Here is a 23,368-nt window from a genome sequence, read left to right as displayed (position 1 = left end):
CGGTTCCGTGCTCGTCGTTGCCCGCTGCATGGGGGTAAGTGCCAAGGTGGCGGCGATCGGTTGCGTTGCCCGTGCCCGCACAACCTTTCCCATCGGGAAGGGCACCCATGGAACGTGAACCTCGATTCGGCCGGCAGGCAATGCCGCCGCCACGGCCCACCTTGCGAAAAGACGACGATGGCCCTGACCGAACTGCATGGCGTCACCCACGCCAGTGCCGATCCTTTTGCCGAGGCCATCGAGCACCGTTTCACGTTCTCGCAGCAGATTCTCGGCGCCCGCTTCCGCTTCGAAGGTAACGACCAGACGCTGGTGGACCTTGCCCAGGCCACATACGCGGGCCTGCCCCGGCACCGGTTGCCGGTGACCGCGCCGGAATTCCGCATCGAGTTGCGGCTGCTGCCGCGCCGGGCCGGGACCGCTAACGGGGAACCGCCGCCGGTGCGCGTGCAGTCGGGCGCCGGGTTGCTGTGCGGCGTGATGGATGCATCCAATTACGTGGTGCTGGCGCCGGGTCAGCGCCGTGCGCTCGTCGTCGTGTCGGCGGACATGCTCGACCAGCCCTACCATGTTCGCTATGAGCTGATTGAGTTCGCCGTCTTCGTGCTGGCCACGCGCGGCCTGGGCCTGGTGCCGTTGCACGGCGCATGTGTCGGTCGCAACGGCCGGGGCGTGCTGGTATTGGGCGCCAGTGGCTCGGGGAAATCCACGCTGGCCCTGCACAGCCTGCTGCACGGACTGGATTTCCTTGCCGAAGATGCCGTGTTCGTGCGCCCGGAAAGCCTGCTGGCCACGGGGGTGGCCAATTTCCTTCACGTGCAAGCCGATGCGCTGGGTTTCATCGACGACGACGGCGCCCGGCGCTGGATCGGCCAGTCACCGGTGATCCATCGGCGCAGTGGCGTGGCGAAATTCGAGGCGGATCTTCGGCTGGGGCAGTTCAAGGTGGCAGCGCAACCGCTGGAACTCATCTCGGCTGTCTTCGTCAGCAGTGAACCGGCAGCCGGCGCCCGCCTGGTCAATCGCCTGGGGCCGGATGAAGCGGCCTCGCGCCTGGTGGCCGACCAACCCTATGCTTCGGGCCAGCCCGGGTGGCGCTGTTTCGAAGAACGACTGACGCGGCGTGGTGTACATGAACTGCGGCGTGGACCGCATCCGCGGGATTCGGTGGATGCCCTGCTGACCCTGCTGGCATGATTACCCGCCGCCCGCCCCCCGATGCCATGTCCGCGGGCGTGATGGTGCGCACGCTGGCCAGCCTGCTTACACGGGGCGAATGGATCGGAACGCTGTGTTACATCGCGCTATCGCTCGGCGTGGCGCTGTCGGGAAGCGTAGCGGCCCTTCTGTTGGTGCCCCTGGTGCAGCCATCTCTACTGGGCCGCGGCCTGTTCAGCATGGGCGGCACCGACGCACAGGCGATTGCCTTCAGCGTCGCCACCGTCGCCTTCGCCCTGATGCGCTGGCAATCGGCGCGGCTGGGCGCCTGGTTGGTGGGAAGCCTTGCCCGCACCCTGCGCCAACGCGTGCATGCCCGCCTGATGGGCGCGCCCATGGCATCGCTGGCCAATTCCCCTTCGGCGGAAATCGCCAACGTCCTTACTTACAACATCGAGATCATCGTGCCGGGATACGGCGCACTGCAACAACTGCTGGTGGCAGCGCTCACCTCAGTGGTTACCCTCGCCTTCGCCATCTGGATATCACCCTGGCTGGTACTGGCCGTGCCCGTGCTGGTGGTGGCGGGCGTGTTGGTGTCACGCAGTTTCGGCCGCGAGCAATCGCTCGTGAGCCGCCGCTACGTACGGGACCTCACCGACCTTTTCTGGCACAGCGAGGATTTCCCGCGCCGTCTGCGCCACGTGCGATCGTTCGAACGCGAATCGGCCGAGGAAGCCAGCCACCACGCCGTGTCCTGTCGCCTGGCCCAGGGCTACGGGCGGCAGCTGGAACTGATTGCCTCCAGCAGGCTGGTGCTGGAACTGATGGCGGCGCTGGGGGTGGGCGCGGTATTCATGCTTGCACACCGCTGGCAGGGGATCGACCAGGGCTCGCTGGTGGCCGTGTGCCTGCTGCTGGTACGGCTGCTGCCTTCCTTGCTGCTTACCAGGCAAAGCTTCCAGCAATGGCGGTCGGCCGTGCCGGCGTTCGAGCTGTGGCAGAAGTACATGCAACTGGGTACGACGGAAACGGCTGCTCCCCCGCTGCAGGTCCGTGGCGAAGTGGAAGTGATCTACATCGACCGGGTGCGGGTGACCCCACCGGCTGCGGGCCTCACCCTTCTGGATATCGAACTCAAGCCAGGCGAGCTCACGCTGATCTCCGGGCGCTCAGGGATAGGCAAGACGAGCCTGGTGGACGTGCTTGCGGGCATGGCCGAACCTGAAGTGTTCCTTGCGCACGACAGGTTTGGGCCGATCGGTTTGGACGACTATCGCGCGCACGTCCGCCGCGGTGCCTATGTGGGCCAGCAGGTGCGGCCATGGCAACGAACGGTGCGTGAATGCCTGTTATGGGCAGCGCCTGGCGCCACCGAACAGGACCTGGGCAACGCGTTGCGCGATGTTGGCCTTCAGATGCGGCTGGACGCCTCGACCGACGGATGGGATACGGCGCTGGACAACGCCTCGAGCCGGTTCTCAGGCGGCGAACTGCAACGACTTATGCTGGCCCAGGTGATCTTGCGCAAACCCCGTCTTGCGATCCTGGATGAAGCAACCAGCGCGCTGGATACGCCATCGGAACTTTCGGTGCTCAAGGCGGTAAAGCAACGCTTGCCCGACACCATCGTCCTGGTGGTGTCGCATCGTGCGGGGGTCGCGGACATCGCCGACCAGCACATCAGCATCGAAGACTCGCTCGTCCAGCGCAGTGCTACTCATTTCGCCGCGGCGGGTCGCTTGTAGGGAATGAATGGCCCGAGGCTGACGAAGCCTTTTGGAAAACCCACGCTGCGGTCGACCATGCGCACGATATCCATCTTGCACAGCTGGGTGCCGGGTGTCTTCGTCACCAGGATATCGTCGCTCGACAGAGAGTCGGCGCCGCCCCTGGGATAGTTAACGTAGATCGTCGACCCGAAGTCGTACACGATGGCCGTGTGGTCGATCACGCGGCTGCTTTGCACCTGGGGCAGGTTGATGCAGGTAACAGGAGCTCCGGCAACGCGCCCTTCGAGCACCTTGGCCAGTTCTGCTGCAGGGTCGTGCTTGCTGGCGGCCAGGACGCTGCCGGAAACGATCAGGGCAGCGCTACCGAAGGCGAAGATTCTGGTGAGGGTGCGCATGGGAATTCCTCCCGGTGGGGACGCACGCCCATGGTATGCCGATCCGCATCCGGCGGAAGCGTCCGCTATGGCAGCGGGTTACCCCCCGTTACGCCATGGCTAACGGATCTCCAGCCATCGGTCGGCTATCGGCCCGGCGACAAGCATGCGGCGGTCGCGTCCGTAGTGGTGCTCTACCGCCCAGGGATAGGCCCGGCCCTGGCGGGGCATCACTGCATCACCACGCCGGACATAGCCTGCGGTGAGCTGGCCCAGCACATTGCCCTCGGCAGCCGCGCCATCGAGATCGCGTGGCGTTGCCACTACGGCGCCATGGGTATCCATGTGGGTGAGCAAGCGGCAAACATAGGCCGCGGCGAGGTCGGCTTTCAATGTCCAGGGCGCGTTGGCATAACCAATGACACACGCGAAGTTGGGCATGTCCTGCACCAGCACGGCCTTGTAGAGCATGCGGTCACGCAGCGGCTGCAATACGCCGTCCACGCGCACCTGCATGCCGCCCAGTACCTGGATCGTCAGGCCCGTGGCGCTCACCACGATATCCGCGGGCAACTCCTGTCCCGATGCCAGGCGAATGCCCGTCGGCGTGAAGGTATCGATGCGGTCGGTGGCCATGGAAACCTTGCCCGCCTTGATCGCCTTGAAGAGGTCCGCGTCGGGCACCACGCAGACACGCTCGTCCCAGGGCATGTACGCAGGAGTGAAGTGCCGCATGTCCATGCCCTTGCCGGCGTACTGGCGCATCTGGGCTACCAGCAGGCGGCGCATGCCCTTCGGCCAGCGGCGACAGGCGATATACAGGCCGCGCTGGATGCCGATCATGACCCGTCGTGACATGCGGTGCACGACGGCCTTGGGCAGCACGTGGCCGAGCAGCTTCGAGATCGGATCCACGCCGGGGAGCGAGATAATGTAGGAAGGCGACCGCTGCAGCATCGTCACATGGGCCGCCTTGTCCGTCATCGCCGGTACGATCGTTACCGCCGTGGCGCCGCTGCCGACCACCACCACGTTCTTGCCCGCGTAGTTGAGATCGGACGGCCAGTGCTGGGGATGGACGATCGTGCCGGTAAAATGCTCCTGTCCGGGAAATGATGGTTGGTAACCGGCGTCGTAGTCGTAATATCCCGTGCAGCTCACCAGGTACCGGGCCTCGAATACCTGCAGTTCGCCTGTGGCCTCGTGCAACGCATGCAGCGTCCATGCACCATCGGCGCTGCTCCATTCGGCACGCTGCACCCGAAGACCACAATGAATCTTTTCTTCGACGCTGTATTCGCGGGCGGCATCCTGGATGTACTGCCGGATGGATTCACCATCGGCCATCATGGTCGGCGACTGCCACGGCCGGAACGCATAGCCGAAACTGAATACGTCGGAGTCCGAGCGGATTCCCGGGAACTTGAACAGATCCCAGGTGCCGCCCAACCGTTGGCGGCGCTCGATCAACGCCACCCGTTTACCGGGATGCTCGCGCGCCAGGTGACAGGCCATGCCGATGCCGGCAAGGCCTGCCCCGATGATCACCACGTCGAACCGCTCGCCCATGGCCTTGCACCCTGAACGGATGTGGCCATCAGCATAAGCGTTTCAGGCGTGGTCGCGTATAGACCGATTAGTTGGGTAGGGGCAACGAAATCGAGTGGGATTTGACCGAAGTGCTGAGCGACGGGAACGGGTCGATACCGGTCTCGTCGATGATCGCCTGCACGGAGACCACCTCGCAGGTGGGTTCGTCGACATTGGTGCATTCCCACACCGCGGCGCCGCCTTCTTCGGCATCGTAGATCGCCTTCCATGTGTAGTTGGGCACCACCACGGCATCGTTACCAATGGTCGATGGTGTCGGCCCGTCGAAAGCAGGACCGGTCACCACGTAGACCTCGCCATCGCTGGTGGCCATGTCGCGCACGGTGGTCTCGATGCGTTCCCACTTGCCGGTGTTCAGCACGTGCGACTGCGGCACCATGTTGGCCAGCGAAAAACTCTGCTTCTGCGAAGGCGCGTCCGGCTCGTCTCCAGCGGGTGTCATGTGACCGCGGTCGTAGCCGCTGCCTTTGTAGTCGGCCAGTTCCGAGCGGTCCGCCACCGGGATGCCGGTTTCGGCGTGGAATGCATCCTTCCGCGAAATATTCCCCGCGTCGGCCACCTGTTCGGCGGTGATGTGCTCGGCGGACCACAGTGGGCCCTTGGTAATGCCCGAGGCATCCATGGAGTAGGCGTCATAGCAGAGGGTGGTGGTGCGCTCGGTGAGCGAGGTATCGATCAGGTCAGGCGCCTGGCCTCCCTGGAACAGGGCTGGGCAGTTGGTATCGGCAGCGTGGCCGGCGAATGGCAATGCGAACAGCAACAGAGCCGCATGGACGATGCGAAGGTGACGCTTGGACATTGGCAGTTTCCCCATGAGAAGGATTACGCAAACTCCCCCTGCATGATCGAGTGTGCCGCGCCAAGTGTTGCAGCTGTCCGCGCTTTCACATGCGCATGCCCGTAGTGGGACACGCGTCACACGATCGCAAGATCATGCGTTCAGCAATGTCGAGGGCGTTGCCGCATCCAGCAGGCGATGCTCATCCGCGTCCGCGTGGCCGGCAGCACTTCGTGCAGGATGTCCGAAGACATGAACAAGGCCAGCGTTCCGGCGATCGGGAATATGTCGTGCGCGGCATCGCCGCCCAGGTGCAACCGCAATGCACCGCCTTCAGCATCGAGCCAGCGGTCGTTCAAATAGAACACTGCCGACACCACGCGCTCGTCGGAATCGCGCAGGCGGTCCATATGGGGCACGTAACCCGTGCCAATGGCATACACCGCATAATGCGATTCGCTTTCCACCATGGTGAGCATCAGCGCACGGTTGAGCGAACGCATCAGGGCATCGATGCGCGCCACGAAAACCGCCTGCGCAACCGTCGGCGCCAGGGTGTCGAACCACTGCGTGACGTCCCCACGCAATACACCGGCACTATGTGAGGATCCCGTGGCCGCCATCCGCAGGGCCCCACGCAGATGCTGCGCCGCGCATTCCTTCCCTAGGGCATCAGTCTGCGCCACCGTCAACAGCCCGTCGGCCACACACCAACCCTGGGCAGCCAGCGCCACCGCCACTGGCGCGAAACCATCTCGGGAAAGATCCATGCCCCGAGTCTACCCCCCCAACCCCATTCGGGGTCGGGGTCATTTTTTATCAGCGATTAAGCTTGCTGTGCCTGATGCCGTAAGCGAAATAAACGACCAGGCCCAGGGCCATCCAGATGATGAAGCGCTCGAATGTAATCCACGGCAGGCCGTAAATCAGGGCCAGGGAAAACACGATGCCCAACGGCGCCACGAACCATACGGCTGGTGTGCGGAAGTTGCGCTTGAGCTCCGGCTTGCGCACACGCAGCACCATCACCGAGGCGCAGATCAGGATGAACGCGCTAAGGGTGCCGATGTTCACCAGTTCCGCCACCTCGCCGATAGGCAGCAGGCCCGCGACGATGGCAGTGAACACGCCAAGGATCATGGTGGGACGGGCCGGTGTGCCGTAGCGCGGATGTACGCGCGCGAACCATGCCGGAAGCAGGCCGTCGCGGGACAGTGCGAACCAGATGCGCGCCGCACCCAGCATGAAGGCGAACAGCACGCTGATCACACCGACCACCGCGGCGAAGGCGATCACGTTGGACAGCCAGTGCAGGCCGATGGCGTTGAAGGCATCGGATACCGAGGCGTCGCCGCCGAGTTGCGAGTAATGCACTACACCAGTGAGCACAAGCGACACGGCGATATACAGCGCCATGGCTACTGCCAGCGACAGCAGCACCGCACGCGGAAGGTCACGCTGCGGGTTCTTGGCTTCTTCGGCGGCCGTGGTGAGGGTGTCGTAGCCGAAGACGGCGAAGAACACCACCGATGCGCCGGTGAGCACACCCGACCAGCCGAAGTGCCCTGCCCCGGTGGCATCGAGAATGCGCTCAGGCACGAAGGGATGCCAGTTGGCGGTATTGATGTAGAACGCGCCCACGCCGATGACCAGCATCACGCCAATCACCTTGATGGCCACGATGACGGTATTGAAGCGGGCGCCCCATTCGGTACGCACCGACAGCAGCACCGCCACCGCCAGGCTGATGCCCGCGGCGATCACGTTGAAACGGTGGCCATCACTGGGGGCCGCCACCGGGTGCGCACTGTGCCAGCCCACCGTGCCCATGATCTGCTGCACGAAGTACGACATGGTGTCGGCGCTCATGCTTTTCTGCGCCCATACCGGCAGTACCACGCCGAACAACGACTGCAACAGCACTTGTACGTAGCCGGACCAGCCGATGGCCACCACGGCCACCACCAGGGCATATTCGAGCAGGAGATCCCAGCCGATGATCCAGGCCGCGCCCTCCCCCAGCACCGCGTAGCCGTAGGTATAGGCACTTCCGGTCACCGGGATCAGCCCGGCGAATTCCGCGTAGCACAGCGCGGCGCAGGCGCTGCCGAAGCCGGCGATGATGAAGCTCAGCGCCACCGCTGGCCCGGCGTTGAGGGCCGCCTGCTGGCCTGCGAGCACGAAGATGCCCACGCCGATGATGCCGCCGATGCCGATGGCGGTGAGCTGCCAAAGGCCTAGCACGCGGCGGAAATCGTGGCGCTGGCCAACTTCCGCTTGCAGCTGCTCCACCGTCTTGTGGCGGAGGATCCGGTTCATCAGGCTCATGGGCGCTTCCAGGTGGGTCCGGCCGCGATCATAGCGAATGGTTGGCCGCTGTCGTTCAGATCCGACAACACTGCCGGCTTTTTTCCGACGGTTACGAGAGGTTCGGCCGATGCCTGGGCAGGCAAAGCCACGCCGCGCTTACCGCTGCCAAGAGGCATGCCATAGCCACCCAGGGCGCCGGCAAGGCGGCTACGCCGAACCAGCATCGCCTCGCCAGCACGAATACAACGGTGCCGGCCAGGCGCGCGCCCTCCAGCCACGGCGCCGTTCGATGGCCATCGAACAGGGCGCCCAGTACGCAAAGGCTCACCATCAAATACACCGCATAGCCGGTAAGCGTGCCCAGCGGTGCCACGGGCGCCAGCTGCAGGAAATGCACGGCCAGGCCCAGCAGCACGGCGAACTGCGCCAGCGCGTACCAGGCCAGGTGCGGAGGGATCGGCGGATTGTAGAGTTCGCGCCGGATCTCGAACGCCGCCTTCGGGAACCGCGCGGCCACATCCGCCGGACGCCAGCCGGGCGGCCGCAGCCACACCTGCAGCTTGTCCCGCCATCGCCGCGCATGCCAGGCATCCTGGGCAGTGGCCCAGTACACCTCCGCATTCGCCCACAGCGGATTGAAGCTTCGTAGCGGCGAGCGCGTGCCGTACACCGGCGGATCGCGGTCGTCTTCTTCCACGAAGCTGCCGAACAGTCGATCCCAGAGAATAAGGATGCCGCCGTAGTTGCGGTCGAGGTAGCGGTCATTCACCGCGTGGTGGGCGCGATGGTTCGATGGCGAGGCGAACACGCGGTCGAACCAGCCGAGCTTGCGGATCTGCCCGGTGTGGATCCAGAACTGGTACAGAAGATCGATAAGGGCCACTACCACGAACACTTCCACCGGCACCCCCACGATGGCCAGCGGCAGGTAGAACAACCAGCCCAGCAGGAAACCCGAACCGGTCTGCCTGAGCGCGGTGGACAGGTTGTACTGCTCGCTCTGGTGATGCACCACATGCGCCGCCCACAGGATGTTCACCTCGTGCCCGGCGCGGTGCAGCCAGTAGTACAGGAAATCATAGGCCAGCAACGCTCCTGCCCACACCAGCAGGTTGTCGTTGGGCAGGTGCAGCAAAGCGGCATGGTTGTAGACCCACGCATAGATGCCAATGGTGAAGAGTTTGGTGAACACACCGACGATCTGCGACATCACCCCCAGCCCGAGGCTGGCCACGGTGTCGTTGCCGCGATAGGCCACCTCGCCCCGGTGCCGCGCAATGAGCCATTCGATGGCGATCAGCAGGAAGAACACCGGCGTTGCCAGGCTGATGATGGCTTCCTGGGTATTCATCGCGTGGCACGCCCGTCCACGGCCTTGCGGCCGAGCGCCGGGTCGTCGGTGAAAAAGGCATCGATGCCGGCAGCCAGGTAGCGGCGGATCTCGGTCACCGAACCTTCGTCGTTGCGGGCGGCGTCGAAGCCTGGGCCGCGCAGGTCCTTCGGCAGGAAATGATTTTCCGGGCGGAAGGTATAAGGGTGCACTTCTAGCCCTGCACGATGCGCATCGTCGATCAGCGCGGTGGGTTTGCCCAGGTTGCCCTTCGTGTCCAGTGGAATCAGGCTGCGGATGGACGGGCCGATAGCGTCGGCATATTCGCGCACGGTGGCAAGGCCTGCCGGGGTCATCATCGCCGCGTAAGTGAGGCTGCCGCCACGCGCGGCTTCGTCCCAGGGTTTTTCATCACCGGCATCCATCAGCTGCAGCAGGCGCACGTTGGGATGGCCTTTCCCAAGCTTCGCCTTCAGGTACCGCAGGTTCGCCACCTCGAAACTCTGGATCTCCACTGGGGCTGAAAGTGTGTACGCATGCGCGTCGATGGCGGCAAGCACTTTGTCTTCCATCGGCAGCTTCAGCTGCGCGAAGTAGGTTGAATGCTTGATCTCGGGAATAATGCCGATAGGCCGGCCATGCGTGGCGGATTCAGCGGCGACGAAATCGATGATCTCGTCGAAGGTCACCAGCTGGAACTGCCCGTCAAAGGCCGTACCGCGCAGCTCCGGCAAGCGCTCGCGCGCACGCAGGGTCTTCAGTTCCGCCAGGGTGAAGTCTTCGGTAAACCAGCCGGTCTCGGGCTTGCCGTCGACGATCTTAGTGGCTTTCCGCGAAGCAAATTGAGCATGCGATGCAACGTCGGTGGTGCCGCCGATCTCGTTCTCGTGCCGCGCCACCAGGAAACCATCGCGCGTGCTTACCAGGTCCGGTTCGATGAAATCCGCGCCATCGGCGATCGCCCTGGCGTAGGAGGCAAGCGTATGTTCCGGCCGCAGCGCGCTGGCGCCGCGGTGGCCGATCACCCGCACTTTGCTGGCGATGGGCTGGCCAGGATGGAAGGTCGACGCCATGTTTGCCGCTCCCGGGTTCAACACAAGCATAGCGATGAAAACGGGAAACAGGCGCATGTCATCGGGCCGAGTGCAGCCAGTCCTGGTAGGTGGGCCGGTTCACCGGTGCGCCGTTCGCATCGCAGCTGCCAAGCTTGCACAGTTCCGCACGCAAGGCCGGCGCGTGTTGCACGATCACGTGGAAGATGGTGTTTTCCTCGATCTCGCCATGGAAGGCCGCCGCGCCCGGGCCGTGCGCGAAGATGGCGACGTCCTCTCCACCATGGGATTCACTCTTGAGCGGCACCGTTGCTTCCTGCATGTAGTCCGGACCGCGGGTGTCGATGTTCGAGAGGTCCGGCCGGCCCTTCGTGGCCGGCATCATCGTTTTCGGGTTGTGCGGAAACCGCTTGCTACCTTCAGGTTGCTCGTTGCTGGCACCGGTATAACCCGGTCCATTGGCGAAGTTGAGCGTGGTGTACGGCTTGCCGGTGGCGTCGTGCGCGATGCCCGCCTCCGCTTCATCGTCGTAGCTATCGGTCATGCCGCGAACCAGGCCCAGCATCGGGTTGCCGCGTGCGGGGTAGCCGCCGAATGTCATGGTATGGCTGTGGTCGGCGGTAACGATGATCAGCGTGTCGGCAGCGTCGGTGTTGTCCAGCGCGGCCTGCACGGCATCGGCCATGGAAATGGTTTCGGTGAGCGCGCGGAAGGCATTGCCGCCATGCAAGGCGTGATCGATACGGCCGCCCTCGACCATCAGGAAGAAGCCGTTGGGATTGCGTCCAAGTACCTTGATCGCGCTGGTGGTCATCTCGGCAAGGCTCGGCTCACCGGCAGCGTCGCCAGGCCGGTCGTGCTCGTATTTCATGTGCGATGGTTCGAACAGGCCCAACAGGCGCGGTGTGCGGGAAAGGTCCAACGCCTTGAGTTGCGCCTCGTTCCAGACGAAAGCGCCATCGGGATGGCGTGCCTTCCACTCGGCGACGAGGTCGCGGCCATCGGCGCGCTGGCCGCTCTTCTGCGGATATTCCGGGTCATGCATGGCTTTGGGCATGAATGCGCTGCGGCCGCCGCCCATGGCCACGGTAAGGCCATGGCTTAAGGGAAAATCCACCAGTTGGGCGGCGAAATCCTTGCAACCCTTGGCCCGTTCCGCCGCGGGGATCTCACTGTCCACTTCCCAGTTGCGTTCGGGCAGGTGGCCGTAGGTGGCCGCGGGTGTGGCGTGGGTGATGCGCGTGGTGGTAACCGCGCCCGTGGCCATGCCTGCCGCGGCGGCGAGTTCGAGCGTAGTGACCAGCTCCTGGCCGTGGGACCCTGCGCAATCCTGGCGACGGGGAACCTGCGATACGCCGATGTATCCAGCCCGTGTCTTCACCCCGGTCATGATGGCCGTCATGGTGCCCGCCGAATCGGGCGTCTGCTGATCGGTCTCGTAGGTGCGGCTCAATGCCGAGTACGGGAATTTCTCGAACGACAGGCGATAGCTTTCGCCATCGACACCCTTCTGCTGGCCAGCCAGTACATGCGCCGCGGCGATGGTGGGGATGCTCATGCCATCGCCAAGGAACACGATCACGTTCTTCGCACGCTGCCCTTGCGACTGTGCCTGGGCGGCGATCCGCGCGGCCTCGGCGGCGCCATTGCGGAACCACCATGCGGGTGTCTCACCCCCTGGCCGCGCAATGACCGGGACGTCGATGGCCGCCGCCGACCCACCCGGCGAGGCCTTCGGACTCGCCATCGGCGAGGTGTCCGGCCGCACGGCGGCGCATCCGGCCATGGCCACCAGGGCGAGGACAGACACACCGTAGGACAGGCGAACCAGGCAAGGTGACGGCTTCATAACGCATCCACGGCAGGGGACAGGCGATGATAGAACGTTGGCACAATGAAACAAATGCGCGCGATGATGTCGTCTTCCCTCTCCCACACCCAGATCGCATGACGTCAATGACCCGCCTTCTCCGCCGCTGCCTTTGCCTGGTCGCCCTTGCCGCCGGAACTGTGCACGCAGCCCCCGCCCATAGGGTGATCGTCTTCGTCTGGGACGGCATGCGGCCCGACGCCATCACGCAAAGCGACACGCCGAACCTGGCGGCACTGGTAAAGGACGGCACGTTCTTCAGCGACAACCATGCCACGTATCCCACCTTCACCATGGTCAATGCGTCCAGCTTCGCCACCGGCGCCTTCCCCGGGACGATCGGCTTCTATGGCAACCGCTTCTGGGCACCCACCGCGAAGGGTTTCGATGCCAAGGGTGCTCCGGTGGATTTCTCGATTCCGGTGTTTACCGAGGACTACGCCGTATTGAGCGATCTGGATTCCAGGGACGGCCACGCCGTGATGTCGGTGCAGACGCTACTGCAGGCGGCAAACAAGCGTGGACTGACGACAGCTACCGTGGGTAAGTCGGGCCCTGCGTTCCTGCAGGACGTCCACCATGGCGGCGTGGTACTGGATGAAAACGTGGCGACGCCGCTGGCGTTTGCCCGCGAGCTTGAAAAGGCCGGCTACCCGCTTCCGGCCAACACGCCAAATGCCTACGACGGCGCGTTGACGCTGGAACCAGACAACGGCACCCCTACCGCGCAGCTGCCGACGGTAAAGCTGAAAGACGGCGTGTCCAGCGATGCATCCGATGCGGGCGGCGCTCCGCCGACCGTGTCGAATGCGTGGCTTATGAAGGTGTACCTGGAGTACATCCTTCCGGAAAAGAAGCCTGACATCTCGGTGGTGTGGCTGCGCAATCCCGATTCCACCGAGCACATCTACGGCCCGGGCTCACCCAACTTCCACCTGGCCGTGCAGGCGCAGGACGCCTTGCTCGGCCAGTTGCTGGAGAAGTTGAAGGCACTTCACATGGACACTGACACCGATCTCATCGTGGTGTCCGATCACGGCCACAGCAATATTTCCGGCCCCACGGATCTCTTCCCCCTGCGCGCCATCAACGATGGGCGCGTGGCCGGGATCGATCCGCAATGGGGTTTCACGGTATCTGGCGGCGTACGCATGGCGGACTTGCTCACACGGGGTGGTTTCAAGGCCTTCGACGGTGTCGGCTGCGTTTATTCCCCGGTGCAGTCGGGCATTCGCGCCGATGGCAGCCAGGCCCAGCCCACCCACTACGACGATGACGGCCATATCTGCGGCAAGCCAGGCCCATACACCACGCCTGCCTACCGGCTGCCCGCCAAACTCCCGGCCGATGCCTTCGTGCTGGCACCCAACGGGGGCAGCGAATATCTCTACCTGCCCGCGCATGACAAGGCGCTGGTGGCGCGCGCCGTTCGCTACCTGCAGGCACAGGAACCGGTGGGCGTGATCTTCGTCGATCGCCGTTACGGCCACTTGCCGGGTACTTTCCCGCTGGACATGGTGCACCTTGCCGGTCGCGACAGCCCCGATGTGGTGCTGAGCTACGACTACAACGCCGATGCAATGGTGCAGGGCTTTCCCGGCACGCTGTATTCGAGCATGTCGACCGAACGCGGCATGCACGGCAGCTTCAGCCCCGTGGACGTGCACAACACCTTCGTGGCGCATGGCCCGAGTTTCCGCGAAGGGTTCCGCGATGCCTTGCCCAGTGGGAATGTCGACCTTGCGCCCACGGTTGCCGCGATCATGGGTTTATCGCTGCCCAAGGCCCAGGGGCGTGTGCTGTCCGAAGCGCTCACGGGAAAGCTGGCGCGCCAGGAATCGGCCTATAGCGTGAAGCCACGCCAGCAAGCCGCCGAAGCGGTGCACGGGCTCACCGTCAAGCGCATCGACGGCAGCACCGCGGCAAGCAGCAACTATGCGCCGACGATCTATATGAAAGACCTCACCCTCGATGGCCACACCTGGACCTACTTCGACCGCGCCAAGGCTGTGCGTTGAACCACTCGTTCAGTAATACTTCCTCTTCCCCCTGCCCGGTAAATACGATGTCGAAGAATGTCACGATGGCGGCCCTGGCCTGCGCCCTGCTCGCCGCCTGCGGGCCCAAGCCCGCGATGAAGGCGCCGATCCAGCCCCTGGCCGATGGCGCCCGGGCGGACCTTGCCATCCTTGAAACCACCGACATCCATTCGAACATCCTCAGCTACGACTACTACAAGCAGAAAGACGACCCCACGCTCGGCTACGAGCGCCTGGCTACGCTGATCAAAAATGCCCGTGCGGAATTCCCCAACACGGTACTTTTCGATTCGGGCGACACCATCCAGGGCACCGTGCTTGCCGACTACCAGGCGATGGTGAAGCCCGTGGGTTGCGGTGAGGAACTGGCCATGTACAAGGCCATGGACGCGATGGGCTACGACGGCGGCACGTCGGGCAACCACGAGTTCAACTATGGCCTGGCGTATCTGTCGCAGGTCACCGGCGGCGGCATGAACGTGGAAGGTGCATCGCCAAAGCACTGCGCCGGCCCGCATTTCCCCATCGTGCTGTCCAACGTGTTCAGCGCACGCGACGGCAAGCCGCTGTTCCGCCCCTGGGCCATCGTGGACAAAACCGTGATCACCTACACGGCCGACGGCAGCAAGGTTTCGGTGCCACTGAAGATCGGCATCATCGGCTTCGCGCCTCCGCCGATCATGGAGTGGGACAAGCAGAACCTCGATGGCAAGGTCACCGTTACCGGCGTGGTGGAAGCGGCGCAGCGTTACGTGCCGGAGCTTCGCGCCCAGCACCCGGACATCGTCATCGCCATCCTGCATGGCGGCCTGAACACCGCGCCCTACACGCCCGACATGGAAAACGGCGGCTGGTACCTGGCCGGCGTGCCGGGCATCGACGCCATGCTGCTGGGCCACTCGCACACCGAATTCCCCGGACCTCGCTACGAGGGCATGAAGGACGTCGATGCCAAACGAGGCTTCGTCCGTGGCGTGCCGGCGGTGATGGGCGGCTTCTTCGGCAAGGATTTGGGCATCATCAAACTGGCCCTGACCTGGAGCAGCGGACATTGGGTGGTCGATCGCAGCGCCACGGTCAGCCAGGTACGCCCGATCTGCCCGAAGAAGAACCAGTGCGTGGCTCCCGACCCGGACATCGCGCCGCTGGTGCACGATGTGCATCAAGCTGCCATCGCCTATGTGAATACGCCGATCGGCAGCAGCGACCATCGCATGTCCACCTACTTTGCCGACGTCGGTGACATGAGCGCGCTGGCCGTGGTCAATGCCGCGCAGCGTGACTACGCCCGCCGCGAGCTTGACCGTGAGCATCCCGAATGGAAGGACATCCCCGTCGTCTCGGCGGCGGCATCGTTTCGTACCGGCTTCGGCGGGCCAGAGGACTACACCGACGTGCCCGCCGGTGCGCTGACCATCCGCAACGCGGCCGACCTCTACTTCTATCCCAACACGTTGGCCGCGGTGAAGACCGACGGTGCCGGTGTGCGTGCGTGGCTGGAGCATGGCGCCGGGCGCTTCAACCGCATCGATCCTGCAAAGGACGGCGAGCAGGCGCTGATCAATACGCGTTTCGTCGGCTACAACTTCGACCAGATGCAGGGCGACCTGTCCTATACCATCGACGTGACGAAGCCTGAAGGTTCACGTATCGGCCACCTCACTTACCGTGGCAAGCCGGTAAGAGATCACGATCCGTTCTTCGTCGTTACCAACAACTACCGCGCCAGCGGCGGCGGCAACTTCCCGGGCCTGGATGGAAAGAATATCGCGCTGGCGGCACCGGACGGCAACCGTGAGGTAGTGGTGAAGTGGATCCAGGCCCACAAGAGCCTGACCATCGCCAATGTCCCCAAGGCATCGTGGAAGTTCGTCCGGATGAAGGCCAAGGGGCCGATCGTGTTCACGTCGGCCAGCGGCAAGGCGGATGTCGCCACCGCCGCCGGCCTGCATGTGTCGCAGTTGAAGGACAATGGCGACGGCACCGCCGTCTACCGCATCAACCTCTAGTTATGGGTCGGCATCGAAAACTGCGCACCTGAAGCCACATCCGATGCCAGCCAGCGCTGGGTGATGGCCTTCTGCCGCGTGTAGAAGCGCACGCCTTCCGGGCCGTGCGCGTGGTGGTCGCCGAACAGGCTCTTCTTCCAGCCACCGAAACTGTGGAAGGCCATCGGCACCGGGATCGGCACGTTGATGCCGATCATCCCCACCTGCACGCGATGGGCGAATTCCCGGGCGACATGGCCATCGCGGGTGAAGATGGCGGTGCCGTTGCCGTACTCGTGGCCGTCGACGATGTCCAGGGCGCTGGCAAAGTCGGCGGCGCGCACGATGCACAGCACGGGGCCGAAGATCTCGTCGCGATAGATCGACATCGAAGGTACGACACGGTCGAACAAGGTGCCGCCGACGAAGAACCCGCCCTCGTGGCCTTCGACGCGATGGCCGCGGCCATCAACCACCAGGGCTGCGCCTTCGGCCACGCCCTGGCCGATGTAACCCTCGATACGGTCGCGATGGGCACCGGTAATCACCGGCCCCATATCCATGCCCTTGTCCATGCCGTTGCCGATGCGCAGCGCGCGCACCTTCGGCGCCAGCTTCGCCACCAATGCATCGGCGGTATCGTCGCCCACGACCACCGCCACCGAGATCGCCATGCAGCGTTCGCCCGCCGACCCGTAGCCCGCGCCCATCAGGGCGTCGACCGTCTTGTCGAGGTCCGCATCGGGCATCACGATCATGTGGTTCTTGGCACCGCCCAGCGCCTGCACCCGCTTGCCGTTGGCCGCGGCGCGGGTATGGATGTATTCAGCGATCGGCGTTGAACCGACGAAGCTCACCGCGCGCACCTTCGGATGATCAAGCAGCGCATCCACCGCAAGCTTGTCGCCCTGCACCACATTGAACACCCCGTCGGGAAGGCCAGCTTCCTTCAGCAGCCCGGCCAGCAGCAGCGCCGTGCCCGGATCGCGTTCGGAGGGCTTCAATACGAAGGTATTGCCGCAGGCGATGGCCATGGGGAACATCCACATCGGCACCATCGCCGGGAAATTAAACGGCGTGATGCCCACGCACACACCCAGCGGCTGGCGCATGGTCCAGGCATCGATACCGCGGGCGATCTGCGCGGTGTATTCGCCCTTGAGCAGTTCGGGAATGCCACAGGCGTACTCCACCACCTCCAGGCCGCGGACCACTTCGCCCTTCGCATCGTCGAACACCTTGCCGTGCTCGTGCACGATGGCGCCGGCAAGGATGTCCATGTCGCGTTCGATCAGCTGCTTGAAGCGGAACATCACGCGTGCTCGCTTGAGCGGCGGCTCCGCGGCCCAGGCCGGGAAGGCCGCGTCGGCGGCGCGCACGGCATCATCGACGTCCTGCGCATCGGCAAGGCTCACGGTGGACGCCACTTCGCCGGTCGCTGGGTTGAACACCGGCGCATGGCGCGCGGCATGGCCGTCGACGATGGCGCCGTCGATAAAGTGGCGTCTATGGATCGCGTTGGGCGTGTCGTTGGGCAGGGCAGACATTGGGTGGCTCTCCAGTACGCGCGCCGATTAGCGCGCGAGCATCCATTCGTGGTCGGGATCGTTCTTGAAATGCCAGGCGCGGCGCGGGCCGGCCATGACGTTGAGGTAGTAACCGTTGTAGCCGTGCGGCATCACCACCGGGTGGTAGCCGCGGGGCACCATCACCACATCGTGGTTGCCCACCGCCATGGATTCGTCGATGTCACGCGCATCGGTGTACACCCGCTGGAAGGCAAAGCCCTGGGGCGGGTCGAGGCGGTGGTAATAAGTTTCCTCAAGCACGCTCTCCGCCGGGACGGCGTCGGTATCGTGCTTGTGCGGCGGATAGCTGGAGGAATGTCCCGCGGGGGTGCGTACTTCCACCACCAGCAGCGATTCGGCAAGCTCCGTCTCGGGCAGGATGTCGCATACGTAACGGGTGTTGCTGCCCGCGCCACGCACGGAACTGCGCATGCCGTCCGGGTGGATCAACCGTACCGGCAGGCCGCCCTTGGCCGGGGCCGAGGCGATGCCGATCTCGCTGACCACGTCAGCCACGATCCGTACCCGCGTGCCCGGCGGGGCGTACACCGCATGCGTCGGGCGGTCCTGGAAAACGCTGCTGCGGGTGCCCAGGCCCGTCCAGCCCTGGTCTCCCGCGACGATGTCGACGATGCCCTCGAGCACCACGAAACACGCTTCGCGGCCTGCGGGAACATCGGTCTCGAACGCATCGCCTGGATCCAGGCGCACGGCGCGGAAGCCCACGTGGCTCCAGCCTGCCGAAGCCGGCGTCACTTCGACGATCTCGCGCCCGTCCGGGCGCGCCTTCACCAGCAAACTCATGCCTTTAGGCTCCCGCGGCCATCTCAGGCCGCCTCATGGGTGGTGGTGTCGCCAAGCAGGCCACGCAACGTGCGGTAGCCCTTGTCGGCGAAGTCGTAGCTCGGCGCCACGGCCGGGTCCTGTTCTGCCTCGACAACGAGCCAGCCGCGGTAACCGTGCTGGCGCAGGCGGGCGATGATCGGGGCGAAGTCGATGGCGCCGTCGCCCGGTACCGTGAACACGCCATTCAATACCGACTGCAGGAAGCTCCATTGGCGGTTGCGCGACATCGCCACCATCGAGGGGCGAACGTCCTTGCAATGCACGTGGCAGACGCGGTCGATGTGGCGTTCGAGAAGGCTCAGCGGATCGGCGCCGCCGAAGAAGGCGTGACCGGTATCGAACAGCAGGCCGACATCGTCACCGGTGTTCGTCATCAGGCGGTCGACATCGACAGGTGATTCCACATAGGCGCCCATGTGATGGTGATACGCCAGCCGCACGCCGCGCGAAAGCGTATGGCGGGCGAAAGTGTCGAGCCTCTCGCCATAGCGCTTCCAGTCTTCGGGGCTGCGGAATTGCGGCCGGCGGTACAGCGCCACGGGCTCGCCCTGGATGGCGTGGGCCACTTCGCCGTACACCATCACCTTGCAGCCATTGGCCGCGAGGAGATCCAGGTGGCTTTCTACGGCCGCGATTTCTTCCCCTGCCGAGCGCTCGGCCAGCCGTCCGGAATACCAGCCGGATACCACGGCCAGGCCGTAGCCGGCCATGAGCGACTTCAGCGCCTGGGGCTCGCGGGGAAACTTGTTACCCAGTTCGAAGCCTTCGTAGCCGATCCGGCGCCCTTCTTCCAGCGCGGTGGCCAGGGGAATTTCCCCACCCAGGGAGGGAAGGTCGTCGTTGCTCCAGGAGATCGGGTTGATGCCGATGCGGATGTCGTTCACGGGCGCTTTCCTTCGCGGCGGCGCGTGAGCGCCTGTTCGTAGGCGGCGCGGGCATGATGCACTTCGCCGCGGGTGGAGACTTCCGGCACCGCCACTTCCCACCACGCGCCACCTTCGTCCGTGGTGCGGTCCGGATCGGTGTCGATGCTGATGAGATACGTGCGGTCGGCGGCACGCGCACGGACAAGTGCGTCGCGCAGTCCGTCCAGGCCGTCCACGTGCTCGGCCAAAGCACCCAGTGAGCGGGCATGAGCCGCGAAATCGATGGGCGGCGCGCCGTGGGGACCTTGTACGCAATCATCAAAAAGATTGTTGAAAGGCGCACCACCGCATGCCTGCTGCAGGCGGTTGATGCAACCGTAGCCGCGGTTGTCCAGTAGCACGATGACGAGCTTGGCCCCGAGCATGAGGGAGGTCGCGATTTCCGAATTCATCATCAGGTAGCTGCCGTCACCGAGCATCACCACCACCTCGCGATCGGGGTGGGCCATCTTCACGCCGAGTCCGCCGGCAATCTCATAGCCCATGCACGAGTAGCCGTATTCCATGTGGTAGCCGCCGGGCACGCTGGTGCGCCAGAGCTTTTCCAGCTCCGCGGGCAGGGTGCCGGCCGCGCAGACCACGATGTCCCGCGCCGGTGAGTCCTCCGCGGAGGATTGCACCGCGCCGATGATTTCCCCGTCATAAGGGAGACGGCCTTGCGGGGCCGGGCGGCTGGTGATGGTTTGCACGACACCGCGCCAGTCGTCGGCGGCGCGTACGGCCTGGTTTGTCCAAGCCTCGTCGGCGCGCCAGTGGCCCAGGGCATCGGAGATGGCTTCCACGGCGAGGCGGGCATCGGCCACGAGACCCGCCCCATTGGCCTTGATCGCGTCGATCGCATTGACGTTGATGCCCAGTACCGGCGTATCACCGATGAGTGCCTGCGACCCGGTGGTGAAATCCTGCAGGCGCGTGCCGAGGGCGATGACGAGGTCGGCCTGCGCGAGCATCTGGTTGGCCGCCGTGGAGCCACTTACGCCGGCAGGTCCCAGTTGCAACGGCAGGTCCCAGGGCAATGCGCCCTTGCCTGCCTGCGTCTCGCATACCGGTACACCATGTTGCTCGATGAATTGCTGCAGGGCGTAGCTCGCACGGGCATACAACACGCCACCGCCGGCCACCACCACCGGGCGCCTGGCCTGGTGCAGCATCGCCACGGCGGCATCGAGTTCATCGGCGGCGGCCGGCGTTGCGCGGAAAGTGATTTCGCGTGGCTCGAAGAAGCTTGCGGGGTAGTCGTAGGCTTCGGTCTGCACGTCCTGTGGCAAGGCCAGTGTCACCGGCCCGCAAAGCGCGGCATCGGTAAGCACGGCGATGGCGCGTGGCAACGCCACCAGCAGCTGTTCCGGCCGCACGATGCGGTCGAAGTAGCGCGACACCGGCCGCAAGCAATCGTTCACCGAAACAGTACCGTCCTGGAAATCTTCAAGCTGCTGCAGTACCGGATCGGGCGCGCGCGAAACGAAGACGTCGCCCGGCAGCAACAACACCGGAAGCCGGTTGACATGGGCCAGGGCGGCGGCGGTGACGAGATTGGTCGCGCCGGGGCCGATGGAGCTGGTGACTGCCATCATGCGACGACGCATGTGCGCCTTGGCATAGGCGATCGCGGTATGCGCCATCGCCTGCTCGTTGTGGGCGCGATAGGTGGGCAGTGCATCGCGCACGCCATGCAGCGCCTCACCCAGCCCTGCCACGTTACCGTGCCCGAAGATGGCGAACACGCCACCGAACAGCGGCACCCGTTCGCCATCGTCGTCGCGCGTGCGCAGCGCGGCGAGATAGCGCACCAGGGCCTGCGCACAGGTCAGTCGCACGGTGTCCTTCATGCGCTTACCCCGGCAGGCTCGCGGGCCTCGCGCCATATGCCGATCATGCGTTCGAAGGCCAGCGCCGCGCCCTCGACCAGCGTGGCGTCGTCGATCTCGCCGGCCAGCCATGCCCGCGCCGGCTCCATGAACAATGTGCGGCCCACGGCAAATCCGCGGCAGCTATCCGCAGTGGCCGCCCCACGGAAGCTTTCACGCAACTGGTCGAAGGAGGCATTGAGCCCCAGCAACAGCACGCCCCGGCAGTAGGGGTCGCGTTCGGCGATCAGTGCGTCGATCTGCGTCCAGGGCATCGGCTGTGCCGAACACAGCTTCCACCATTCCGGACGGATGCCCAGGTTATAGATGCGCTTCATCGACCGCAGCACGCGGTCCGCGCCACCGGCGGGCGGGATAACCTCAAGCAGCAGCTCGTGGCCACTGGCGCAGGCGGCGCGCCACAGCGACAGCAGTTGGGTCTCCTGTTCCACGCGCTCTTCGGCGGCGGCATCGGGATTGAACTGCACCAGGCACTTGATCACATGTTCGCGCGGCCATGACACCAGGTCCGTGCCCACGGAACGGCCATGTTCGAATTCCAGCGGCATGGAGCCGGGAAGCTCCACCGGGCGCCCCACCCACCAACCGCGGCCGGTGGCATCGTTGAGGGCATCCTGGCCATAGCGGTCATCGATCAGTACGCCAATGCGACCTTCCAGGCCCTGACGGCGTTCGACAGTCGCCACGGCCTGCACCAGCAGCTGCTTCAGGCGCGGCACGCGGGCGTCATCGACGCCGATCTGGCGGGCAAGGTCGAAGAACTGCGTACGATGATCGAAGGCGAACACGTGCAGGTCCGGCCACGCCTTGCGCGGTACGCTCACCCGGTGCAGGTGCTGCAGCGCCTCGTCGCGGTGCGGAAGTTCCGGCGGCCGGCCCGCGTCAAGGAAGTGCGCCAGTTCCGCGCGCGTGGGCATGGCCGGAGCGCAGCCGTGGCGGGACACCACCAGGGCACCACACGCGTTGGCCAGCGTGCATGCGCGGTCGAGGTTGCCATCGCCCAGCCAGCCGGCCAGGAACCCTGAAAGGAAGGCATCGCCGGCGCCGAGCACATTGAGTACTTCCACACGCTCGCCGCGCCAGGTCGGCGCGTCGTCGATATCGGCCGGGATATCGCCTTCGACCAGGCTGCAGCCCATCGGACCGCGTTTGACCACCAGCAGCGCCTTGGTAACTTCGCGTACGTCACGCAGGGCCTGGATGAGGTCCTGGCTACCGCCGGCAATGTGGAATTCTTCCTCGGTGCCCACGACCACGTCGAAGCCGGGGAGGATCGACTGCAAATGGCCGGTGACGTGCGCGGCAGCGATGAACCGCTGCTCGCCATTGCCGCGACCGGTAAGGCCCCACAGCACCGGCCGGTAGTCGATATCCAGCACCGTGCGAACGTCGCCGCGCCGTGCCGCGGCGATGGCGCGGGTGCTGGCCGCATGCACACGCGGCGTGGAGAAATGCGTGCCGGTAATCACCAGCGCGCGGCATCGGGCAATGAAGGCCTCGTCGATGTCCTGCTCGTCCAGCGCCATGTCGGCGCAGTTCTCGCGATAGAACAGCAACGGAAAAGTCTCGCGGTCCTCGATGCCGAGCATGGCGAGCGCGGTCAGGCGCTCCACGTCACGCGACACCTGGCTGGTATCGCAGCCCTCCGCCTGCAGCGCGCGGGTAAGGAAGCGGCCCATATGATCGTCGCCGACGCGGGAAATCATCGCCGACCGCAGGCCCAGGCGCGCGCTGCCGAAGGCGATATTCGCCGACGAGCCGCCCAGGTAACGCGCGAAGCTGGTGGCGTCTTCCAGCGGCGCGCCGATCTGCTGGGCGTAGAGGTCGACGGCAAGGCGGCCAAGGCACGCTACATCGAAGTCGCGGGAGGCAGCCGGGGGAGCGTGCAACATCATGGTTTCTTCCATCATTGGGCGC

At 64.9% G+C, this 23,368-nt stretch carries 17 protein-coding genes; 4 read left to right on the top strand and 13 right to left on the bottom strand.

Annotated features, from left to right (window positions below):
• The first annotated feature begins 177 nt into the window (after nucleotides 1-177).
• Both VGM61_RS08210 and VGM61_RS08205 read left to right on the top strand, forming a co-directional pair.
• Entirely contained in the window at nucleotides 178-1,197 is a 1,020-nt protein-coding gene (locus VGM61_RS08210) for a serine kinase (RefSeq protein WP_331522271.1), read from the top strand.
• Nucleotides 1,194-2,906 (top strand): ABC transporter ATP-binding protein, encoded by a 1,713-nt coding sequence (locus VGM61_RS08205; protein ID WP_331522270.1) that lies wholly within the window; start codon nucleotides 1,194-1,196, stop codon nucleotides 2,904-2,906. Before VGM61_RS08210 ends, VGM61_RS08205 begins: the two co-directional genes overlap by 4 nt.
• On the opposite strand, the gene VGM61_RS08200 is transcribed toward VGM61_RS08205, so the two are convergent.
• The 8 genes from VGM61_RS08200 to VGM61_RS08165 all read right to left on the bottom strand — a co-directional run bounded on the left by VGM61_RS08200 (nucleotide 2,879) and on the right by VGM61_RS08165 (nucleotide 12,195).
• The gene (locus VGM61_RS08200) at nucleotides 2,879-3,286 is read right to left on the bottom strand and encodes a hypothetical protein (protein ID WP_331522269.1); all 408 of its coding nucleotides are present in this window, start codon (nucleotides 3,284-3,286) and stop codon (nucleotides 2,879-2,881) included. The genes VGM61_RS08205 and VGM61_RS08200 overlap by 28 nt on opposite strands.
• Nucleotides 3,287-3,385: 99 nt before the next feature.
• Entirely contained in the window at nucleotides 3,386-4,834 is a 1,449-nt protein-coding gene (locus tag VGM61_RS08195; RefSeq protein ID WP_331522268.1) for an NAD(P)/FAD-dependent oxidoreductase, read from the bottom strand.
• 67 nt (nucleotides 4,835-4,901) lie between these two features.
• Nucleotides 4,902-5,675, bottom strand: coding sequence for a DNA/RNA non-specific endonuclease (locus tag VGM61_RS08190; RefSeq protein ID WP_331522267.1), 774 nt, complete (start codon nucleotides 5,673-5,675; stop codon nucleotides 4,902-4,904).
• 140 nt (nucleotides 5,676-5,815) lie between these two features.
• Nucleotides 5,816-6,424, bottom strand: a complete 609-nt coding sequence (locus tag VGM61_RS08185; protein WP_331522266.1) for a 2OG-Fe(II) oxygenase — start codon at nucleotides 6,422-6,424, stop codon at nucleotides 5,816-5,818.
• A 49-nt stretch (nucleotides 6,425-6,473) separates the two neighbouring features.
• Nucleotides 6,474-7,982 (bottom strand): amino acid permease, encoded by a 1,509-nt coding sequence (locus tag VGM61_RS08180; protein ID WP_331522265.1) that lies wholly within the window; start codon nucleotides 7,980-7,982, stop codon nucleotides 6,474-6,476.
• Between the two features lie 91 nt (nucleotides 7,983-8,073).
• The gene (locus VGM61_RS08175; RefSeq protein WP_331522264.1) at nucleotides 8,074-9,315 is read right to left on the bottom strand and encodes a sterol desaturase family protein; all 1,242 of its coding nucleotides are present in this window, start codon (nucleotides 9,313-9,315) and stop codon (nucleotides 8,074-8,076) included.
• Nucleotides 9,312-10,367: a glycerophosphodiester phosphodiesterase gene (locus VGM61_RS08170; protein WP_331522263.1), complete on the bottom strand. Its 1,056-nt coding sequence runs from the start codon at nucleotides 10,365-10,367 to the stop codon at nucleotides 9,312-9,314. The genes VGM61_RS08175 and VGM61_RS08170 overlap by 4 nt, the downstream gene beginning before the upstream one ends.
• 58 nt (nucleotides 10,368-10,425) lie before the next feature.
• The gene (locus VGM61_RS08165; RefSeq protein WP_414694829.1) at nucleotides 10,426-12,195 is read right to left on the bottom strand and encodes an alkaline phosphatase; all 1,770 of its coding nucleotides are present in this window, start codon (nucleotides 12,193-12,195) and stop codon (nucleotides 10,426-10,428) included.
• A 107-nt stretch (nucleotides 12,196-12,302) separates the two neighbouring features.
• Between VGM61_RS08165 and VGM61_RS08160 the strand changes: the two genes are divergently transcribed.
• Together VGM61_RS08160 and VGM61_RS08155 are read left to right on the top strand one after the other, a co-directional pair.
• Nucleotides 12,303-14,234, top strand: coding sequence for an alkaline phosphatase family protein (locus VGM61_RS08160; RefSeq protein ID WP_331522262.1), 1,932 nt, complete (start codon nucleotides 12,303-12,305; stop codon nucleotides 14,232-14,234).
• Between the two features lie 47 nt (nucleotides 14,235-14,281).
• A complete protein-coding gene (locus VGM61_RS08155) occupies nucleotides 14,282-16,264 on the top strand; it encodes a bifunctional 2',3'-cyclic-nucleotide 2'-phosphodiesterase/3'-nucleotidase (RefSeq protein ID WP_331522261.1) in 1,983 nt (660 codons plus the stop codon).
• On the opposite strand, the gene VGM61_RS08150 is transcribed toward VGM61_RS08155, so the two are convergent.
• Genes VGM61_RS08150 through VGM61_RS08130 form a run of 5 tightly spaced genes read right to left on the bottom strand, consistent with a single transcriptional unit; the run spans nucleotide 16,261 to nucleotide 23,346 of the window.
• The gene (locus VGM61_RS08150; RefSeq protein WP_331522260.1) at nucleotides 16,261-17,790 is read right to left on the bottom strand and encodes a CoA-acylating methylmalonate-semialdehyde dehydrogenase; all 1,530 of its coding nucleotides are present in this window, start codon (nucleotides 17,788-17,790) and stop codon (nucleotides 16,261-16,263) included. The genes VGM61_RS08155 and VGM61_RS08150 overlap by 4 nt on opposite strands.
• A 27-nt stretch (nucleotides 17,791-17,817) precedes the next feature.
• Nucleotides 17,818-18,615 (bottom strand): 5-deoxy-glucuronate isomerase, encoded by a 798-nt coding sequence (gene iolB / locus VGM61_RS08145; RefSeq protein ID WP_331522259.1) that lies wholly within the window; start codon nucleotides 18,613-18,615, stop codon nucleotides 17,818-17,820.
• Between the two features lie 23 nt (nucleotides 18,616-18,638).
• Nucleotides 18,639-19,541 (bottom strand): myo-inosose-2 dehydratase, encoded by a 903-nt coding sequence (iolE, locus tag VGM61_RS08140; protein ID WP_331522258.1) that lies wholly within the window; start codon nucleotides 19,539-19,541, stop codon nucleotides 18,639-18,641.
• Nucleotides 19,538-21,412 (bottom strand): 3D-(3,5/4)-trihydroxycyclohexane-1,2-dione acylhydrolase (decyclizing), encoded by a 1,875-nt coding sequence (gene iolD / locus VGM61_RS08135; RefSeq protein WP_331522257.1) that lies wholly within the window; start codon nucleotides 21,410-21,412, stop codon nucleotides 19,538-19,540. Before iolD ends, iolE begins: the two co-directional genes overlap by 4 nt.
• A complete protein-coding gene (locus VGM61_RS08130; protein ID WP_331522256.1) occupies nucleotides 21,409-23,346 on the bottom strand; it encodes a bifunctional 5-dehydro-2-deoxygluconokinase/5-dehydro-2-deoxyphosphogluconate aldolase in 1,938 nt (645 codons plus the stop codon). Before VGM61_RS08130 ends, iolD begins: the two co-directional genes overlap by 4 nt.
• Nucleotides 23,347-23,368: the final 22 nt, after the last annotated feature.

Source organism: Pinirhizobacter sp., assembly GCF_036499745.1.
GTDB lineage: Bacteria > Pseudomonadota > Gammaproteobacteria > Xanthomonadales > Rhodanobacteraceae > Pinirhizobacter.
This window is presented reverse-complemented; position numbering and strand designations above follow the sequence as displayed.

Bases quoted from the DNA above. Each gene is read 5' to 3' on its own strand.
- VGM61_RS08210 (WP_331522271.1), top strand. From the start codon at position 178: ATGGCCCTGACCGAACTGCATGGCGTCACCCACGCCAGTGCCGATCCT.
- VGM61_RS08205 (WP_331522270.1), top strand. From the start codon at position 1,194: ATGATTACCCGCCGCCCGCCCCCCGATGCCATGTCCGCGGGCGTGATG.
- VGM61_RS08200 (WP_331522269.1), bottom strand. From the start codon at position 3,286: ATGCGCACCCTCACCAGAATCTTCGCCTTCGGTAGCGCTGCCCTGATC.
- VGM61_RS08195 (WP_331522268.1), bottom strand. From the start codon at position 4,834: ATGGGCGAGCGGTTCGACGTGGTGATCATCGGGGCAGGCCTTGCCGGC.
- VGM61_RS08190 (WP_331522267.1), bottom strand. From the start codon at position 5,675: ATGTCCAAGCGTCACCTTCGCATCGTCCATGCGGCTCTGTTGCTGTTC.
- VGM61_RS08185 (WP_331522266.1), bottom strand. From the start codon at position 6,424: ATGGATCTTTCCCGAGATGGTTTCGCGCCAGTGGCGGTGGCGCTGGCT.
- VGM61_RS08180 (WP_331522265.1), bottom strand. From the start codon at position 7,982: ATGAGCCTGATGAACCGGATCCTCCGCCACAAGACGGTGGAGCAGCTG.
- VGM61_RS08175 (WP_331522264.1), bottom strand. From the start codon at position 9,315: ATGAATACCCAGGAAGCCATCATCAGCCTGGCAACGCCGGTGTTCTTC.
- VGM61_RS08170 (WP_331522263.1), bottom strand. From the start codon at position 10,367: ATGGCGTCGACCTTCCATCCTGGCCAGCCCATCGCCAGCAAAGTGCGG.
- VGM61_RS08165 (WP_414694829.1), bottom strand. From the start codon at position 12,195: ATGAAGCCGTCACCTTGCCTGGTTCGCCTGTCCTACGGTGTGTCTGTC.
- VGM61_RS08160 (WP_331522262.1), top strand. From the start codon at position 12,303: ATGACCCGCCTTCTCCGCCGCTGCCTTTGCCTGGTCGCCCTTGCCGCC.
- VGM61_RS08155 (WP_331522261.1), top strand. From the start codon at position 14,282: ATGTCGAAGAATGTCACGATGGCGGCCCTGGCCTGCGCCCTGCTCGCC.
- VGM61_RS08150 (WP_331522260.1), bottom strand. From the start codon at position 17,790: ATGTCTGCCCTGCCCAACGACACGCCCAACGCGATCCATAGACGCCAC.
- iolB (WP_331522259.1), bottom strand. From the start codon at position 18,615: ATGAGTTTGCTGGTGAAGGCGCGCCCGGACGGGCGCGAGATCGTCGAA.
- iolD (WP_331522257.1), bottom strand. From the start codon at position 21,412: ATGAAGGACACCGTGCGACTGACCTGTGCGCAGGCCCTGGTGCGCTAT.
- VGM61_RS08130 (WP_331522256.1), bottom strand. From the start codon at position 23,346: ATGATGTTGCACGCTCCCCCGGCTGCCTCCCGCGACTTCGATGTAGCG.